General features: G+C 49.1%; 15 protein-coding genes. 6 read left to right on the top strand and 9 right to left on the bottom strand.

Features of this window, described 5'->3' with window-relative positions; all coding sequences use genetic code 11:
* Positions 1–283 precede the first annotated feature (283 nt).
* From ACO0LL_RS01625 to ACO0LL_RS01610, 4 genes are all read left to right on the top strand, one after another.
* The gene (locus tag ACO0LL_RS01625; RefSeq protein WP_422949146.1) at positions 284–1,066 is read left to right on the top strand and encodes an ABC-three component system protein; all 783 of its coding nucleotides are present in this window, start codon (positions 284–286) and stop codon (positions 1,064–1,066) included.
* On the top strand, positions 1,066–1,287 hold the full coding sequence (locus ACO0LL_RS01620) for an ABC-three component system middle component 7 (protein ID WP_422949145.1): 222 nt from the start codon (positions 1,066–1,068) through the stop codon (positions 1,285–1,287). Before ACO0LL_RS01625 ends, ACO0LL_RS01620 begins: the two co-directional genes overlap by 1 nt.
* Positions 1,277–2,893, top strand: a complete 1,617-nt coding sequence (locus tag ACO0LL_RS01615) for a DUF2326 domain-containing protein (RefSeq protein WP_422949144.1) — start codon at positions 1,277–1,279, stop codon at positions 2,891–2,893. Before ACO0LL_RS01620 ends, ACO0LL_RS01615 begins: the two co-directional genes overlap by 11 nt.
* Positions 2,894–3,092: 199 nt before the next feature.
* The gene (locus ACO0LL_RS01610) at positions 3,093–5,306 is read left to right on the top strand and encodes an OsmC domain/YcaO domain-containing protein (protein WP_422949143.1); all 2,214 of its coding nucleotides are present in this window, start codon (positions 3,093–3,095) and stop codon (positions 5,304–5,306) included.
* Positions 5,307–5,416: 110 nt separating this feature from the next.
* Here the strand turns inward: ACO0LL_RS01610 and map are convergent, their stop codons facing one another.
* Together map and ACO0LL_RS01600 are read right to left on the bottom strand one after the other, a co-directional pair.
* Positions 5,417–6,184: a type I methionyl aminopeptidase gene (gene map / locus ACO0LL_RS01605; RefSeq protein ID WP_422949142.1), complete on the bottom strand. Its 768-nt coding sequence runs from the start codon at positions 6,182–6,184 to the stop codon at positions 5,417–5,419.
* Complete coding sequence (locus ACO0LL_RS01600) at positions 6,181–6,396, bottom strand: ParD-like family protein (protein WP_422949141.1); 216 nt, start codon at positions 6,394–6,396, stop codon at positions 6,181–6,183. Before ACO0LL_RS01600 ends, map begins: the two co-directional genes overlap by 4 nt.
* A 249-nt stretch (positions 6,397–6,645) precedes the next feature.
* Here ACO0LL_RS01600 and ACO0LL_RS01595 point away from each other — a divergent pair, with 249 nt between their 5' ends.
* Positions 6,646–7,269 carry a hypothetical protein gene (locus tag ACO0LL_RS01595; RefSeq protein WP_422949140.1) on the top strand — a complete coding sequence of 208 codons (624 nt, stop codon included), beginning with the start codon at positions 6,646–6,648 and terminating at the stop codon, positions 7,267–7,269.
* A gap of 25 nt (positions 7,270–7,294) precedes the next feature.
* Here ACO0LL_RS01595 and ACO0LL_RS01590 read toward each other — a convergent pair whose 3' ends face one another.
* The 5 genes from ACO0LL_RS01590 to ACO0LL_RS01570 form a co-directional block, all read right to left on the bottom strand.
* Positions 7,295–7,900: a response regulator transcription factor gene (locus ACO0LL_RS01590; protein WP_422949139.1), complete on the bottom strand. Its 606-nt coding sequence runs from the start codon at positions 7,898–7,900 to the stop codon at positions 7,295–7,297.
* Positions 7,897–9,063, bottom strand: a complete 1,167-nt coding sequence (locus ACO0LL_RS01585) for a sensor histidine kinase (RefSeq protein WP_422949138.1) — start codon at positions 9,061–9,063, stop codon at positions 7,897–7,899. Before ACO0LL_RS01585 ends, ACO0LL_RS01590 begins: the two co-directional genes overlap by 4 nt.
* A 40-nt stretch (positions 9,064–9,103) precedes the next feature.
* Positions 9,104–9,523 carry a globin family protein gene (locus ACO0LL_RS01580; RefSeq protein WP_422949137.1) on the bottom strand — a complete coding sequence of 140 codons (420 nt, stop codon included), beginning with the start codon at positions 9,521–9,523 and terminating at the stop codon, positions 9,104–9,106.
* Between the two features lie 61 nt (positions 9,524–9,584).
* Positions 9,585–10,241 carry a GGDEF domain-containing protein gene (locus tag ACO0LL_RS01575; protein ID WP_422949136.1) on the bottom strand — a complete coding sequence of 219 codons (657 nt, stop codon included), beginning with the start codon at positions 10,239–10,241 and terminating at the stop codon, positions 9,585–9,587.
* A 447-nt stretch (positions 10,242–10,688) separates the two neighbouring features.
* Positions 10,689–12,053, bottom strand: a complete 1,365-nt coding sequence (locus ACO0LL_RS01570; RefSeq protein ID WP_422949135.1) for a PLP-dependent aminotransferase family protein — start codon at positions 12,051–12,053, stop codon at positions 10,689–10,691.
* Positions 12,054–12,352: 299 nt separating this feature from the next.
* Here ACO0LL_RS01570 and ACO0LL_RS01565 point away from each other — a divergent pair, with 299 nt between their 5' ends.
* Positions 12,353–12,871, top strand: a complete 519-nt coding sequence (locus ACO0LL_RS01565; RefSeq protein ID WP_422949134.1) for a globin domain-containing protein — start codon at positions 12,353–12,355, stop codon at positions 12,869–12,871.
* Between the two features lie 31 nt (positions 12,872–12,902).
* On the opposite strand, the gene ACO0LL_RS01560 is transcribed toward ACO0LL_RS01565, so the two are convergent.
* Both ACO0LL_RS01560 and ACO0LL_RS01555 read right to left on the bottom strand, forming a co-directional pair.
* On the bottom strand, positions 12,903–13,838 hold the full coding sequence (locus ACO0LL_RS01560) for a DKNYY domain-containing protein (protein WP_422949133.1): 936 nt from the start codon (positions 13,836–13,838) through the stop codon (positions 12,903–12,905).
* On the bottom strand, positions 13,832–14,410 hold the full coding sequence (locus tag ACO0LL_RS01555) for a hypothetical protein (protein ID WP_422949132.1): 579 nt from the start codon (positions 14,408–14,410) through the stop codon (positions 13,832–13,834). The genes ACO0LL_RS01560 and ACO0LL_RS01555 overlap by 7 nt, the downstream gene beginning before the upstream one ends.
* Between the last annotated feature and the right edge of the window lie 66 nt (positions 14,411–14,476).

Below are 14,476 nucleotides of genomic sequence, written 5' to 3'. Positions count from 1 at the left end.
AGAACTGGGCATGTGCCTGTGCAATGTATTGGTCGATTCTTTGTCAGACTGAAATACGGGCTGATATGTACTTTGTTAGGTGATATGTCCTTTTGCATAATGACTGAAAGCGGCGTGAACATTTGACTGTTAGAAATGCTGAATAGCTATTCAGCACTCAACAATAAATAACGATATACTGTATAAAAATTCAGTTGTTGCGGCGAAGGTGGTTAATTTTGCTAGAGTTTTAATCCTATGCAGTGTTATGCTGTAGGTCAACTCCTACATCTAAACGCTTTGGATGAGCTCAATTTCGAAAAATGTTTCCAGTCAGCATCCTCGAAAATCGTTTTCGCCGACGACTATTTTGGCTCTCTGTGCTCAGGTAAGTCAAATCTGCCCTAAATGCGCGAAGCCATTGTTTATTGCTAAGCGGTCTCAGTCAGTCAAAGATTTCGAAATTGCACACATTTATCCTCTGAATCCGACGCTTGAGGAAGTAAAGCTATTGCAAAGCGAATCCAAGCTGTGTGATGAGCCAAACGACGAGCGTAATTTGATACCTCTTTGCTTCACATGCCACAAGCTCTACGACACAGCAAAAACCCTGCAGGATTATCGGGAACTGAAAACGATCAAAGAACAATTGATCAGTCAAACTGCGCAATTACGGATTTTTCACGATTATCAGATCGAAAAAGAAATTACGTTAGTAATTGACGCTCTCATGAAAGATGAGCATCAAGGTGGAGATGAGGTTGAGTATGTCGCAAAAAACATTGACATCAAACTGAATGGAACTATCTCTGGAATGACCAAGCAGAAGATAAAAAACGATGTTTCATCATTCTATTTATTTATCCGCGAGCAGTTTGCGGAACTTGAACGTAAGACGCCGATGCAGGCGGTACTTATCGCAAGTCAAGTGAAAACTTTCTACTTGAAGCAGAAGAATCAGAACTTAAGCCAGCAAGAGATTTTTCAGAACACTGTTCGATGGATACGAAGTAAATCGCCTAACGGAACAGATGAAGCTGCTGCGGCTGTAGCTGCTTTCTTTGTACAAAACTGTGAGCTATTTTGATGATAACCCCAAATAAATTCATTACCCTCAAGCAGTCTGTACTTGGACGATTGCCACTTTTACTAGCTTCATCCAGCCCAATTACATTACATCAGCTATATATGGATCTTGAGAGCGAATTTCCAGATATTAACGAGTTCATTTTTGCACTGGACTCGTTGTATGTGCTGGGTCGTATCCACGTTGATCTGGAAAACGGGATAGTACGACATGTTAATTGAGTTAGAGTCTGACGCCTTTCGCGTGCCAAAAATTGTTCTGCACGAAGGGCTTAACGTTGTTATTGGCGATGCGTCTGCTGCGAATTCGATCGGTAAATCTACTGTTCTAATGATTGTCGATTTTGTTTTTGGTGGTGACTCATTACTAGAGCTAAACGACGATATCGTTCGTAACGTTGGCGAGCACGAGTATCGGTTCACATTTCGCTTTTACGAGAAGCTTTATTATTTTAAACGCGCTACCAAAAACAAGGAATTCGTTGACGTTTGCGATTCAAGTTATGTTTCGGTTCGAACTATTAGTCTCAGCGACTATACATCTTGGCTGATGGATGTCTATGCAACCTCAAAGAGTGAGTTGAGTTTTCGAGCCATGGTTGGCCCGTATTCGCGCGTTTGGCCTAAAGAAAACGTGACAAATGTTCATCGACCTTTGCATGCAGTTCCTCGGCAATCTGCTGGAGATTGCATCGAAACTTTAATTAAGCTATTTGGACGATTCAACGAGGTTCAACAATCGTCGGCAATATTTTCAAAGGCGGAGACTGAGCGTAAAATCTGGCGTAAAGCGGAAGGGCTTGACTACGTTCCAAAGATTAACAAAAAGGACTATTTAGCAAACGAGGTAGAGTTAGAACTGATTAGCGATGAGGTCGCAGAGATCAAGAAGGACTTGGCTCAATATGCACTTAATCTGCGTGCAATTGTCGATCGAGAAGTTATGGATTTGGCACAAGACAAGGATTTGCTGCTTAGAGAGAGATCAAAGGTTCAGCAGCGATTATCTCGAACCCAACAAAACCTGCATTCAAACAAACACGTCAATAGTAGTCAACTTGAGTCGCTGAAAGAATTCTTTCCTGACGTTCAGGTAGATAAGATTGTACGAATTGAAGAATTCCATAGTGCAGTCGCGAGGCTGCTTAAGCAAGAATTAACGAATACTGAGAAGTCTCTCGAATCACAGCTTAGCTCGCTTGATGTCGCGATCGCGCAGGTCAATGCAAAGGTTGCAACAAGATTGTCGGATTATGAAAATCCTAATGTAATTGTCGATAGGGTCTATCACTTGTCTGAGAAATGGCAGGGTCTAAAAGGCGCAAACCGCAATTATGAGAAAAGTTCTTCACTAGACCTTGCCTACAAAGAAGCAAAACAAGATCTAGAGATGATCAAGCAAAAAGTCTTGGACGAAATCGCAGCAAAAATAAATGCAGAATTGGCAAAATTAGTTAGCGAAATTTACGGTCAAGGCGCAAGTGCTCCAAAGCTCACTCTCAGTCAAAATTCATATAAATATGAAATTTTGGATGATACTGGCACTGGTACGGCTTTTGCCAACCTTGTTCTTTTTGATTTGGCAATACTTTCCTTAACTGATCTTCCCTTCTTAGTTCATGATCTTCCGCTTTTCAAGAATGTGGAAAATGATGCTGTGGCCGCATTTATTGTTGAGTACACGAAGTTTTCAACGAAGCAAATATTTACCGTCTTGGATGAGATCGAAAAATATGGCCAAACTACTGTCGAGGTGTTGCGCCGTCGCTGCATATTAGAATTGACTGAGCAAGACGTTCTTTACAAGGTAAAGTGGCGTTCGAGATAGAGGAGGTATCAAGACGATCACTTCTACCTTTTCCGATCACAAAGATAACTGAGATAACTTACATAACTTGAATCTCAAGTTATGTAAGTAAAAAAACCAGCTCTAATCAACAGACTATTCCCACCAGATTACCTGCCCACCTCAGAAAAGACGGATAATACCGCCTACACGATTTTGAACACTATTCTGGAACTCCCCCATGGAAATTAAGGTTAACTTTCTCGATAAGCTTCGTCTTGAAGCCAAGTTCGATGATTTTACGGTGGTGGCTGATCAGCCTATCCGTTATAAGGGGGATGGTTCTGCGCCTGGTCCTTTTGATTACTTTCTGGCTTCGTCGGCCTTGTGTGCGGCTTATTTTGTGAAGCTGTATTGCAATACGCGCAATATCCCTACTGAAAATATACGGTTGTCGCAGAATAATATTGTTGATCCTGAAAACCGTTACGCGCAGATTTTCAAGATACAGGTGGAATTGCCTGCGGACATTTCTGCCAAAGACCGTGAAGGTATCTTGCGGTCCATCGACCGTTGTACGGTCAAAAAAGTTGTACAGGCGGGGCCGGAGTTTGTGATTGAAGAGGTCGAAAACCTGGATGCCGATGCACAGGCTTTGCTGACCTTGAATCCTTCTGCCGATGCGGCGACCTATATCCTGGGCAAGGATTTGCCGCTGGAGCAGACTATTGCGAATATGTCTGGCTTGCTGGCGGGGCTGGGTATCAAGATAGAGATTGCTTCGTGGCGCAATATTATTCCGAATGTGTGGTCGCTGCATATACGCGATGCGCATTCGCCCATGTGCTTTACTAATGGCAAGGGGGCGACCAAAGAGAGTGCGCTGGCATCGGCCCTGGGTGAGTATATCGAGCGTCTGAGTTGCAACCATTTTTATGCGGGTTCGTTCTGGGGTGAAGACATCGCCAATGCCGCCTTTGTGCATTACCCGGAAGAGCGCTGGTTCAAGCCGGGCAAGAGGGATGCGCTGCCTAAAGAGATACTGGATGAGTATAGCCGGGAGATTTACAACCCCGATGGCGAGCTGCGTGGCGCGCATTTGGTCGATACCAATTCCGGCAATGCAGAGCGCGGCATCTGTTCGCTGCCTTATGTTCGGCAGTCGGATGGCGAGGTCGTGTATTTTCCATCCAACCTTATCGAAAACCTGTTCGCCAGCAATGGCATGAGTGCCGGTAATACCCTGGCTGAAGCGCAGGTGCAATGTCTGTCTGAAATTTTTGAACGTGCCGTCAAACGCGAAATCCTCGAAGGTGAGATGGCTTTGCCGGATGTACCGCAAGAAGTGCTGGCGAAATATCCTGGCATTGTGGCTGGCATACAGGGGCTGGAAGAGCAGGGCTTCCCGGTGCTGGTGAAGGATGCATCGCTGGGTGGTCAATATCCTGTCATGTGCGTGACCCTGATGAACCCACGCACGGGTGGTATATTTGCTTCTTTCGGCGCACACCCCAGCCTGGAGGTGGCGCTGGAACGCAGTCTGACGGAATTGCTGCAGGGCCGCAGTTTTGAAGGCCTCAACGATTTGCCGCAGCCTACCTTTGTCAGCAATGCGGTGACTGAGCCAAATAATTTTGTTGAACACTTCATCGATTCCAGTGGTGTGGTGTCGTGGCGCTTTTTTAGTGCCAAGGCGGATTACGAATTTGTTGAGTGGGATTTTTCTGCGCAGGGCAAAGGTGACAAAGCCAGCTCTAACGCCGATGAAGCCGCGACCTTGTTCGGCATACTCAAAGAGATGGGTAAAGAAGTTTACATGGCGGTGTATGACCACCTGGGTGCTACCGCCTGCCGTATTCTGGTGCCGGGATATTCCGAAGTGTATCCGGTGGAAGACCTGATCTGGGATAACACCAACAAGGCCCTGCTGTTCCGCGCTGATATCCTGAATCTGCACACGCTGGATGACGAGCAACTGGAAGATCTGCTGGACCGTCTGGAGAATAATGAACTCGACGAGTACAGCGACATCGCTACTTTGATAGGTATAGAGTTTGACGAGAACACGGTCTGGGGTCAGCTCACGGTTGTTGAATTGAAGCTGCTGATCAACCTCGCCTTGCAGCAATTTGAAGAAGCAAAAGAGCTGGTCGAAACCTTCTTGCAATACAACGACAATACCGTTGATCGCGGCCTGTTTTATCAGGCCCTGAATGTGGTGCTGGAAGTGACGCTGGATGACGAACTGGAGTTAGCTGATTACGTCGTCAACTTCCGCCGCATGTTTGGCAATGAACGTATGGATGCGGTATTGGGTTCAGTCGATGGCAGTGTGCGCTTCTATGGCTTGACACCAACCAGCATGAAACTCGAAGGGCTGGACAGGCATGCGCGCCTGATCGACAGTTACAAGAAACTGCATGCGGCGCGCAGCAAGGTGGCTGCATCGAAGTAAGCTGTTCATGTATGACTGGTCTGCAATGATGATGTTCATTGCAGACCAGGCTGGTGCTTATCCAGTTGCATATTCACTCGTCTATCCACCCTCATATGCAACGACGAGTTTCAGGCCAATGCTCTTTCTCCAGGCCGCAAGGTCAATACTTGTACACCGCTTTTTGTAACGGCGACCGTATGCTCGAACTGGGCTGATAATTTGCCGTCCATGGTGACGACAGTCCAGCCGTCATCTTCTGTGCGTACGGCATGGTGGCCCTGGTTGATCATGGGTTCTATGGTGAAGACCATGCCTTCTTTTAACAACATGCCGGTGTTGGGTTTGCCCCAGTGCAGTACCTGTGGCGGTTCATGCATTTCCTGGCCTATGCCGTGGCCGCAATATTCCCTGACGACGGAGTAACCGCTGCGCTTGGCATGCCGTTCTATGGCATGTCCTATGTCGCCCAGCCTGGAACCGGGGCGCACGGCTTTGATGCCTTTCCACATGGCTTCATAGGTCACTTGCACGAGCCGCCTGGCTGACGGTGATACTGCGCCGACGAGATAGGTTTTGCTGGAGTCGGCGATATAGCCATTTTTTTCGAGGGTGATGTCGAAGTTGACGATGTCGCCATCCTGCAGGATTTCTGCCGGGGACGGCACACCGTGGCAAACCGCATTGTTGCGCGAAGAGTTCAGCGCATAGGCATAACCGTATTGCCCCTTGCTGGCCGGGCGCGCCTTGAGTTCATTGACGATATAGCTATCGACGAGGTCATTTACCTGCATGGTCGATATGCCGACCAGGTTCAGGGTGTCAAGGTGGGCAAATACGCTGGCCAGCAATTTACCAGATTCTGCCATCAGAGCGATTTCTTCGGGGCGCTTGGTCATGCCACTGCCGCCCGGAAAGACTGTGCCTCATCCACCCCGGCGGCGCGTAGCTCGCGCACGACGATTTCGTTAAAACTCAGGGTAGGATTCATTTCGCACAACATACCTATCTTGATCCAGAAAGCAGCTTGTGCATTGATGGAGCGGCAAGCTACCGCGCTTGCCTTGCGTATCTGGTCGTGCAGATCGTCGTCGATGTTGACTATGCCCATGTGGCACCTTTATATATGAAACGTATATGGATTGTATATGCTTCACATGCAGCAATGCAAGCAGCTTTTTGAGTGCAAATCTTGCCTGGGATGTGCTGCGGTGTGATTTTGTCATTGCACTCTGGTCAACAAAGGCACTTGCCTATATAGTCTGGCATAGCCAGTTCTGGTGTTTTACTGGCAAGTTTGACTGGCAATGAGTTGACGAGAATTCTGTTACCCCTGCATCCATCAAAAAAGGAAGAGAATATGGGACCGACCAAGATCATGATCATCCGCCATGCAGAAAAGCCTGGCACTTATGGCACAAGTGTTTATGGTGGCGTCAATTTGCTGGGGGCCAGCGATAATGAGTCCTTGATTACGCTGGGCTGGGAAAGAGCGGGTGGCGTCGCCAGTTTGTTCAACCCCAGCTATGGTCAGTTCCAGAATGCAGAACTGGCTGTGCCCAATTTCATTTATGCGTCCAATCCCGCGACTGCTGGTGGCAAGGAGCCCAGCCAGAGACCGTATCAGACTATCTCTGCACTGGCTGCGAAGTTGAACCTGACGCCGAATACTTCTTTCGACAAAGATCACTATAAACACAGCGATGGCATGGTCGCCAGTGTGCTGGCGCAATCGGGTACGGTGCTCATTTCCTGGCAGCATGAGGACATCTGGCAGGGGCCAGGTCAGGACTCGGTACTGAACGAATTGCTCAAAAAGACAGGCACGGCCAACTTTTCTAATTTGCCGACGCAGCCATGGCCTGGATCGCGTTACGACATGGTGTTCGTGCTCGACAGGACAAGTGGCACGGGTGTGTTTACTGCTTTCACCCAGGTGCCGCAAATGCTGCTTGCGGGTGATAGTACTGCACCGTTTAAATAGCCTGGCAGTTCGTTATGGCAGATTATTAAAGCCAGCCTGCATCACTGGCTATCCTGTAAGCCTCACCGCGGTTCCTGACGTGCAGTTTGCCGATGGCATCTGACAGGTAATTGCGTACTGTGCCTTCGGACAGATGGATTTGCCTGGCGATGTCGGCATTGCCTGCGCCTGAACCTGCCAGGCGCAGTACCTGGCGCTCACGTTCTGACAAGGGGTCGTGCGGGCCGTTCCAGCCTTCCATGGCGAGTTCAGGCGCAATCACGCGGCCACCTGACTGCACGGTACGTATCGCTGCTGCCAGGCTGTCTGAAGGTGAATCTTTGAGCATATAGCCGCGCACACCGCTGGCGGTGGCACGGCGCAAATAGCCTACGCGGGCGAAGGTGGTCAGCATGATGACTTTGCAGGGCAGGCTTTGCTCTGCAATGCTGGCGGCCAGCTCCAGCCCTGTCATGACGGGCATTTCTATATCCGTCAGCAAAATATCCGGGCACTCTTGCTGACAGACTTCCAGCGCTTGCTGGCCATTGCTTGCCAGCGAGATGACTTGCATATCAGGCTCAAAGCGCAGCAGGGCGGCCAGCGCACCCGATACCAGCGCATGGTCTTCAGCAATCACTATGCGTATCATGCTGCACCTTTGACAGGCAGTGAAATTACTATACTCAGGCCATTTGCCTGATGGATATGGATGCTGCCCTTCAAGGCGTGTATGCGTTCTGTCATACCGCCCAGGCCGCAGCCTTTTCTGATTGTCCTGTTGGCATGAATGGTGCCGTCATCTGCGATAGTGAATCTGATATTTTTTGCATCTGACGACAGCGTGATCTTGCATTTGCTTGCCCCGGCGTGACGGATAATATTGGTTACGGCTTCGCGCAAAGCAAGGGCGATGACATTTTCCAGTAACGGCGGGATGCTGCATTGTTCAATCAGGGCAGTCATGTTGACACCGGCTGCCTGCAAGGCTTTTTTTGCTGCATTCAACTCCGCGTTCAAACTGCGAGTACGACAGTTGCGCACTGTTGTGCGCACTTCTCTCAAGATGTTACGTGCACTGTGTTCTATGTCTATTAATTCGTGGGAACAGGCACCTGAATCAGTGTTGATCAGTTTGCGCGCCAGGTCAGCTTTCAAGACGATAACTGACAAGGTATGGCCAAGCACATCATGAATATCGCGGGAAATTCTTTCACGTTCGGCGAGACGGGCCTTATTGGCGATCTCCTCATGCTTCACGAGTAATTGATCGTCTGTGCGGCTATGCTTGTCGAGCAAGATACTGACCAGGCCAACCGGGATGCAAAACAGCAGCGCTGGCAGGAGAAAATCAGATGGTAATTCCAGGGCGGCATTTGCCATCAGCAAAATTGCACACACAATCGACAAGGCAGTGCAGGCTGCGCGGGTATTCTCCAGGCGCTGGCACATGCCAACACCGATCATGACAAATGCGGCAGCACCGGCATTGCAAGGTGCCCACAAAATACCTGTCATGGTGGCAGCGATGATGCAGGCCAGCAGGCGATTGCCATTCACCTGCAAGCTGTATTCAAACAAGATGATGAAGCCAGCCAGCGTCGCGATGACTATCAGCAGTTCGCCTGTTTGCGGGATAGTGCCAGTGTATTTCAATAAAAAGAAGACTGGCAGGATCAGCCAGAAAAAGGAAGATGTTTTACCTTTTTCAGTTCTGACATTTGCATCGCGCATCGCATTCTTTGTTTCAGTCAAAGGCAAAGGCACTGCAGATGCAGTGCTAAAATCGCCGGACTTTTTAAACGCTAAGTTCACTTTGGCATTCCTTTTAAAGCACACGCAAAAAATACATGACTCAGGCCGCTACCGTTGCGCGTGAGGCTGTGATCATGACATTGGCCATCACACCATATACGGTGGCCCACGCATCCCTGGTTTCGCTGGTGAAGCGATCACCCAGGCCTTGCCCCAGTGTTTTAAGCAGTGCAGCACCAACTGTCTGATAGTGTGATTCCTTTACGCCGTAACCATCATGGCGCACGGCCAGGCCCTGCAGTACTGGCACCAGATTATCCAGGTCATTGAGCTTGCCAACCGCTGCACCTATCATCTGCATGAGTTTTCTACCCTGCTCTGTCATGTCACCACGGAACATGGGTTTCAGTGAGGGGTCGGCTGCAAACAGGTTTTGATAAAACAGGGCGGCTGCCTGTGGGGCGATAGTAGCAACTTGTTTCCACGAGTCTTGTACAAGGGTGACGGTGTGTTGATTCATTTTTAAACTCCGGTTGAAATGATAATTGGATTTACTGAAAGTGGATTTGCTGAAAGTTAGTCTAGTCTGCCGTGGCAGCCTTGCTTTGGTACATCTGCAAGTCAGCAGCTTGCAGCCAGGCCTTGGGCGGGCCCTGGGATGTATTCACTTCAGCAAAACCAAGCGCAAATTCCAAAGGAATGGCTACCTGCTCCTGTGAAAAATTCATTTGTAAAACAGGTGTGGCCTGCAATAATTTATTGATGATGGTTTGCGTTTCCTGGGCATTGGTATGCGGCAAAATTACGGCAAACTCATCACCACCAAGTCGTCCCAGTATGTCAGTGGATCGCAAATTGTTTTGCAGATAAACAGCAACCAGTTTCAATGCCTTGTCACCAGCCTCATGTCCATAATTGTCATTGATCTGTTTAAAGCGATTCATGTCCAGCACGATCAGCGTGGTTGGTACTGCATAACGTACCCATCTGTCCCATGCCGTATTTAACTCAGCGATAAAACCACGGCGGTTCAACAGGCCTGTCAATATGTCGGTACGGTTTTCAATTTCCAGATCAGAAATAAAGCGCTTCAGTCGCGATATTTCTTCCATGAGTGCAGCAGTATTCTTGCTGTCATCCTCAGCATGACGCGTATATTCTTTGCCATTGCAAACGGACGCTGCACAGTCGAAATGTGGCGTATGTTTTTTATAAATGAGTCTTTGCGTAGCTTGCATACAATTTCTTTTCATAAGCGATAAATGATGACCTGGCTAGTGGACTGTAACAGTGAAATCGAGAGTGAAGGACATGTGCCCGGCGCATCAGGGCAAGATGCAAAACACAGCGATAGCGGGGCTATCGCGAGTATTTGCAACGCAGCCATGATAGTCGCGCACATGGCAGGCACTCCGATTTTCACTGTTACAGTTCACTAGTATTGGCGAAGGGCAGATGCATTGTTAGATACAAGGCTGTGCTTTCCGCATGAATACAAGAAATTTTCAGAAAGTACGGCGCGCTCAAGGCTTGTTCAGCAGAGTCTGATCATGCCTTAGCATGGGAAGAAGTATGTTGGAGAGGGGATTTTGCAGATAGATACAAGCACTGCTTTTGTCGGTAGATACAAAATAAAAAAACGGGGATTGCCCCGTTTTTTTTGTGCGTCATCTTATGGAAAAGCGCTAATAGAAACCGCGCAGATAAAAACAGAATGCAGTCAATGACTGGCGCAGAGGATCAGTCAGCGGTATCGACGTATTCACGCACACGCCATTCGAGACCAGTGCAATCTGTGGTGTATCGGCTTCTTCCAGCAATGGCCAATTGGCGCGGATTTGTGTCTGTATTTCTTCTGCGCTGATCTTGCCCGGGAGGGGCAACCAGTAACTATAACCGCCGGGCATATCAGCGAGTTTGACGGTATTGCCCAACACCAGCCGCAGTATGGATAAATATTCACCAGTGCGTGTTTTTAATTGCTGGCGGTATTTGCGCAAGTGTGGCACATGGCTGCCCTGTGCCAGGAATTCTGCCAACACGAGTTGTGATAATTCATTGACACTGCTGGCCGATGCGCTTTTCAAATACTCTATGCGTTCACGCCAGCTACCAGCGGCCAGCCAGCCTATGCGCAAACCGGGTGCCAGGGTTTTGGAGCAAGAGTTGACGTAGATGACATTGCCTTTGAGGTCAAAGGATTTCAATGTCAGTGGCCGTGCACCATCATGCTGCAGGTCGCCATAGACATCATCTTCTATGATGGTGACGCCATGTTTTTCTGCCAGCCTCAAGAGATTGCGTTTCACGGGCAAGGGCATCAGTGCACCAGTGGGGAAATGGTAATTGGCGACCAGTAAAAAAACCTTGGGTGGATCTTCACCTTCCAGTATGGCCTGTACTTCTGCCAGAAATTCTGGTGCGTCCACGCTGCTGTTCACGGTCACCGGGGTCAGGGTGAAGGTTTCCAGCAGGCGGCTATACAGGACGCTGACGGGTGCCTGCACCAATACCTTGCTGCCAGCCTCGCTGGTTGCACGCAAGGCCAGCAGCAGTGCTTCTGTCGCGCCCTGGGTCACGATCAATTCATCTTCCTTGAGGAAGCAGCCATTCTCTGCACTGCGCTTGGCCAGCTCCGAACGCAGGCGCGGGTGACCATAGCCCTGAGCATGGCGGGTAGATAAAAAAGGATGGCGGCGTATCACGCTGCCCAGCAGGCTTTGCCAGCGCTGTTCAGGGAACAGGTCTTCTGCCGGCCCCCATTTGAGTACATTGGCAGACATGTTTTGCAAATCTGCCTGGGTATGTGCGGCAGTCGCCACGGCTTCTTGCTTCGCTGGCGGTTTAACAAAATAGCCAGCTTTGCCACGTGGTTCAACCAGACCTTTTTCTTCCAGGGTGTGCAAGGCATTAGTCACAGTGGCAAGACTGAGCTGATGCTGCTGCATGAGTTCACGTACTGAAGGCAGGCGAGCATTAGCCGCCAATTTTTTGTTCAATATCGCATCAGCCAGTTCATCTGCCAATATTTGATACTTGTTCTTTGTCACAAAAAATCCTCAATTTGCAAGAATGAATCAGGCTGCACGCTGATGTACCAAGGGGAGGGGGGCAATGGGGTCTGATGAAATCGTGCCGCAATATTGCCAGCGATACTTATAACATATCCACTACGGGCTTGCGTATCAAAAAGTGCTTCTGGCCGTGCATACTGAAGTATGTATATGCCTGTGCCGGGGTGCTGATTTCTTCTATGTCAGTGAGGATAAGGGATATACTAAGCAACAAATCCGCTTTCAAGTTCATACAAGTCCTCAGACTATTTATCCATCAACGCCAGAATTTATTAATGACTAAAGCACCAGCAGAAAAACCGGCTAAACCAGCCCTTTCTTCCCGCGCGCCGAATAAGGCCCAGCTCGCAGCGGCTGAGCAATGGTTGATGACTATTCAGGACGATGTCGCCGGGCTGATCACATCGGGCTGGGCGGCGGCCATTGTTGCCCCTGGTGATCTGGCGGTTGATTTTTACCGGCATCTGTTTGCTGCAGCGCCTGCGGTGATTGAATTATTTGCCGGTGACATGACAGAGCAACAGGGCCGCCTGACTCACACGCTGGAAGAAACCGTGGCGCTGGTACATCAGCCTGAACATCTGTTGTTGTTATTGCGTGCATCTGGCGTTCGGCATCATCATTACCAGGTACAGCAAGCTTATTTTGGTGTGATGCGCAATATCTTGATTGATACTCTGGCGACGCGCGGCGGTGCCGGGTTTACAGCTGCGCACCGTGCTGCCTGGGAAGGTTTTTTTGATAATATGGCGACCATCATGCAGCATGGCATGGCCAGCGCTGCAAAAAATTAATTGAGAGCTATTGCCGCATGATCAGCTGTCTTTATGAGGCTGCCTTGATACGTTCGCCTGCATTGTATTGCGCGTTTTTATCCGTCGCATCGATCTTGCCGTCAAAGCGTTCAAGCATGCCAAAACTGGCAGCATCTGCCCCCTTGATCAATTTTCCATAATAGAAAACCTGGCGTGAGGTTTTTGCATATCCCATCGCCAGATACTGCAATGAGGCAGCATCGTCTTTGCTGATGACATCGCCACGGTAATAGGCCTTGGTGCCATCAATAGCATAGCCTTGTTCTATTGCTTTGAAGTTGTCGTAGATTACGCCTTTGATACTGCCGTTGACGGTGTAGCCATCGACGTAATAAATTTTTGTGCGGTCCCTGGCATAGTGGGCGTCTATGGGGGAAAAGCTAAGCCCGTCACTGCCTGCAATTTCATTTTCGCAATAATAGCCGCGTAATTTATCTTTGGCAAAAAAATGATCCAGTAGCACAAAGCTGTCTATATCTTGCACCGGCACGATCTTGTCTTGCCTGAACAGGTGTGATTTATCCCTGGCGAGATAGCCATCGCTCATCATGCGAAAGCTGGCTGGGTCGGCATCCCGTATTTTTTTGATGACCGTGCGTTTGATGCTCCAGTATTCTTTGCTGTCACGCTCGGTATCGCAAAAAAATACCATGGACTTGTCCTTGGCATAGTATTTACTCAGAACCTGGAAACTGGCACTGTCGCTGGCATCATTGCCGTTAAAAATAGGCGTGCCCCGGTAATAAGAATAGCTCGCATCTTTGGCAAAATAGTCGTCTATGGGCGTGAAGTTGATGGGCTCATGCTGGCTGTCAATGACCACACCGTCGTAATGCCATTTGCCCTTCTTTTTGTAATAGGCGGATTCATTGCCGCAACCGAACAGGAAAGAGACGATGCCCATGAGGATGACCCAGGGTGGATATTTTTTGAGCTGCCTTAACATCTGCCTGAATCCGGGTTCAGTAAACTACGCAGATAATTCGTGTACCTTGCCAGACTGCTCAAGCCAATGAAGTCAAGAGTCTGGGTAAGTGTGTTTTCATTGGCAGGTGAAACCTGCAATTGCGTGTACACAGTATCAGGATCGCTCTGGCAGCAGTAGCGAAAGAACAGGTTTGGTTGCTGCCCTGCAAAGTGCTGCGCAACCCCTACCGACGCATCTATCATGACGCGGGGTTCCTGCCACTGCTGGGCCAGCACACCTATCGCCTTGATCTGGCTTCCTGAGGATTCTATGACCCAGGTCGCCTTGCCACCGCTGATAGAGGGCAGAAATCTCGCCATGCGGATTTGTTCGAGCAAGGCAGCCAGGCTGGTGTTGGCGGGAACGGCAATATTTTCTGCATGCGACACTGTGTCGTCGCCTGCGTGCACGCTGTCTCTGTCTATGCGTATGTGTAGCATGATTTGTTCTGCATGCCTGCGCGGCTCTTGTCGCGTATTTGACTTGTATCGCCAGCCATAGGCCAGGCCCAGGACAGCGAGACATATTATCCAAAATGCCAAGTCAGACATCGTTTTCTCCCTGATGCTTAAGTGTGGATTCTGTGTCGATGAAGTGTGGATTAACGATGCCTGATC

Origin of the sequence: Undibacterium sp. TC4M20W, assembly GCF_049340245.1 — a bacterium.
GTDB lineage: Bacteria > Pseudomonadota > Gammaproteobacteria > Burkholderiales > Burkholderiaceae_D > Undibacterium.
Note: the sequence above shows the minus strand (reverse complement) of the source record. Positions and strands in the feature narration are given on the sequence as shown.